This window comes from Dietzia sp. SLG310A2-38A2, from assembly GCF_014145095.1.
Classification (GTDB): domain Bacteria; phylum Actinomycetota; class Actinomycetes; order Mycobacteriales; family Mycobacteriaceae; genus Dietzia.
Window position 1 is genome coordinate 1 of sequence record NZ_JAALDX010000134.1, and the last position, 2,692, is coordinate 2,692.

The following is a 2,692-nucleotide window of genomic DNA, read 5'->3' on the forward strand; positions in this document are numbered from 1 at the left end:
CGAAGTCGACGGCGAACGAGTCGTGCAGGACCAACGCCACCCGCTCGGCGGGGGACAGCCGGTCGAGCACCAGGTGCAGCGCCGACCCCACCGACTCGGCAAGGGCCACCTCCTCGGCCGGGTCGGGATCGGTACCCGGACGATCGGGCGCGTCCCCGGGCACGGGCACCGGCACCGCGGCCTTGAGCCGGTCCAGGCACACCCTGGTGACGACGGTGGTGAGCCAGCCCTGCAGGTTGTCGACGGCGGCGGCGTCGGCCCTCGCCAGCCGCAGCCACGCCTGTTGGACCGCGTCCTCGGCCTCGGCCGGATCACCGAGGACGCGCGCGGCGATCCGTGTGAGTCTGGGTCGCTCGCGTTCGAATTCGCCGGTCAGGTCCATCGACGCCTCAGGCGACGGTCCCGCTCGTGTAGCGGTCGAGGATCCGACGCTTGACCAGTTTCCCGGTGGGGGTGCGGGGTAGCTCGTCGACGAAGTCCACCGCCCGCGGGATCTTGAAGTCCGAGATGTGGCCGCGGAGCGATCCGAGGATCTCCTCGCCCAGGTCGGGGTCGTCGGCGCGGTCGGGAGCGGGCACCACCACCGCGTGGACCTTCTCCCCCATCTCCTCGTCCGGGATGCCGATCACGGCGACGTCCTCGACCGCCGGATGCAGCGCGAGTGCGTTCTCGATCTCCTGCGGATAGATGTTCACGCCGCCGGAGATGATGGTGAACGCCTTGCGGTCGGTGAGGTACAGGAAGCGGTCGGAGTCCAGATAACCCACGTCGCCGAAGGTGGACCAGTTGGGGTGCTCGGGATGGAAGACGGACGCGGTCTTCTCCGGGTCCCCGTGATAGGTGAAGGTGCCCTCGTCCTGCTGCCAGTAGATGCTGCCGATCTCGCCGATGGGGAGCTCGCGTCCCTCCTCGTCGCAGATGTGCGCGATGCCCTTGAGCCCGTCGCGGCCGACCGATCCGGGGCGTTCGAGCGCCTCCTGGGAGTTGATGAACGTGATGCCCATGCCCTCGGTGGCCGAGTAGTACTCGTGGATCACCGGGCCCCACCACTCGATCATCCGGCGCTTGACCTCGGGCGGGCACGGCGCGGCGGCGTGGATCGCGTGGGTCATGCTGGACACGTCGTAGCGCGTCCGGGTCTCCTCCGGCAGCTTGAGCATGCGCACGAACATCGTCGGCACCCACTGCGAGTGCGTCACGCGGTACTCCTCGATGAGCCGCAGTGACTCCTCGGCGTCGAAGCGGTCCATGAGGATCACGGTCCCGCCGACGGAGTTGACCACGCCGCAGAACCGGAGCGGGGCCGCGTGGTACAGCGGCGCGGGGCACAGGTACACGCTGTCGGCGTCGAACGCGTAAAGGAAGCTGAACACCGGGGTGTAGACGTCGGGGACCTCGTCGATCTGCCCCTCCGGCGGGTCCACGCGCACGCCCTTCGGCCGGCCGGTGGTGCCGGAGGAATAGAGGAAGTCGTGGCCTCGGGGCTGGTCGGCGGGCGGATCCGTGGGCTTGTCGGCCAGCAGTTCGCGGTAGTCCGCGAACCCGTCGAGCGTCCCGCCAAAGACCACCCGGTGCTCGACGTCGGGGTGCGCGTCCGGGGACAGGTCGACGTGGTCGGCCACGGGAGCGGAGACGAAGAGCGCGCGGGCACCGCAGTCGCCGATGATGTAGGAGGACTCCTCGGCCGTCAGGTGATGGTTGATCGCGGCGATGTAGAGCCCGACCCGCAGCGCGCCCCAGTAGATCTCGACCATCTCGAGGGTGTTGTCCGAGACCACGGCGATGGTGTCGCCGGGGCGCAGCCCCCAGTCGTCGGTCAACACGTGAGCGAGCTGGGCCGACCTGGCCTCGAGCTCGGCATAGGTGATCTGCTCGCCCGTCGCGGGGCGGATCACGGCGGGCTTGTCGGGAGTGGTGGCGGCGAAGGTACCTGGGAACATGCCGCCAGGCTAGCCGCCCGACGTGACCTGGATCACGCGTTTGCCAGACACGTGTCCAACACGGTCCGTCAGGAGTACATGCGCGGGTGCAGCCGGCCGATGTACGGCAGGTCGCGGTACCTCTCGGCGAAGTCCAGGCCGTAGCCCACCACGAACTCGTTGGGGATGTCGAACCCGATCTCCAGGATGTCCAGGTCGGCCTTGACCGCGTCGGGCTTGCGCAGCAGGGTGACGATCTCCAGCGAGCGCGGATTGCGGGTCCGGAGGTTGCGCATCAGCCACGACAGGGTCAGACCCGAGTCGATGATGTCCTCGACGATGATCACGTCGCGGTCCGCGATGTCGCGGTCGAGGTCCTTGAGGATCCGGACGACGCCCGAGGAGCTGGTCGAGGAGCCGTAGGAGCTGACCGCCATGAACTCCAGCTCGGAGGGGATGGTCAGCGCCCGGGCGAAGTCGGAGACGAAGATCGCCGCACCCTTGAGGACGGCGACCAGCACGACCTCCTGCTCGGAGTCCCGGTAGCGCTCGCCGATCGTCGCGCCCATCTCGGCGATCCGGTCGCGGATCACATCGGTGTCGATGAGCACCGACTCGATCTCGTCGGCGTACTTGTCCGTGCTCATCTACGTCCCCGCTCCGCTCGCCCGGTCGATCTCCAGGACCACCATCCCATGCCGTCGCCGAGCGACCAACCTGCCCCGGCCCGCCGACACACCCGACCCGCCCGGGCCCGTGCCCCCCACCGCCAC

Annotated in this window: 3 protein-coding genes; all 3 read right to left on the reverse strand. The window is 69.0% G+C overall.

The genetic code is table 11. The features are described 5' to 3' along the window. Nucleotides 1-382: sigma factor (locus G6027_RS05135; protein ID WP_277612303.1), on the reverse strand; the 382-nt coding region annotated here is incomplete at its 3' end. Nucleotides 383-389: 7 nt separating this feature from the next. After that, entirely contained in the window at nucleotides 390-1,940 is a 1,551-nt protein-coding gene (locus tag G6027_RS05140) for an acyl-CoA synthetase (protein ID WP_182635994.1), read from the reverse strand. Between the two features lie 68 nt (nucleotides 1,941-2,008). Then, nucleotides 2,009-2,566, reverse strand: a complete 558-nt coding sequence (hpt, locus tag G6027_RS05145) for a hypoxanthine phosphoribosyltransferase (protein WP_182610652.1) — start codon at nucleotides 2,564-2,566, stop codon at nucleotides 2,009-2,011. Nucleotides 2,567-2,692 lie beyond the last annotated feature (126 nt).

Excerpts from the sequence above, each read along its gene's own strand:
- G6027_RS05140 (WP_182635994.1), bottom strand. The coding sequence starts at position 1,940 with ATGTTCCCAGGTACCTTCGCCGCCACCACTCCCGACAAGCCCGCCGTG.
- hpt (WP_182610652.1), bottom strand. The coding sequence starts at position 2,566 with ATGAGCACGGACAAGTACGCCGACGAGATCGAGTCGGTGCTCATCGAC.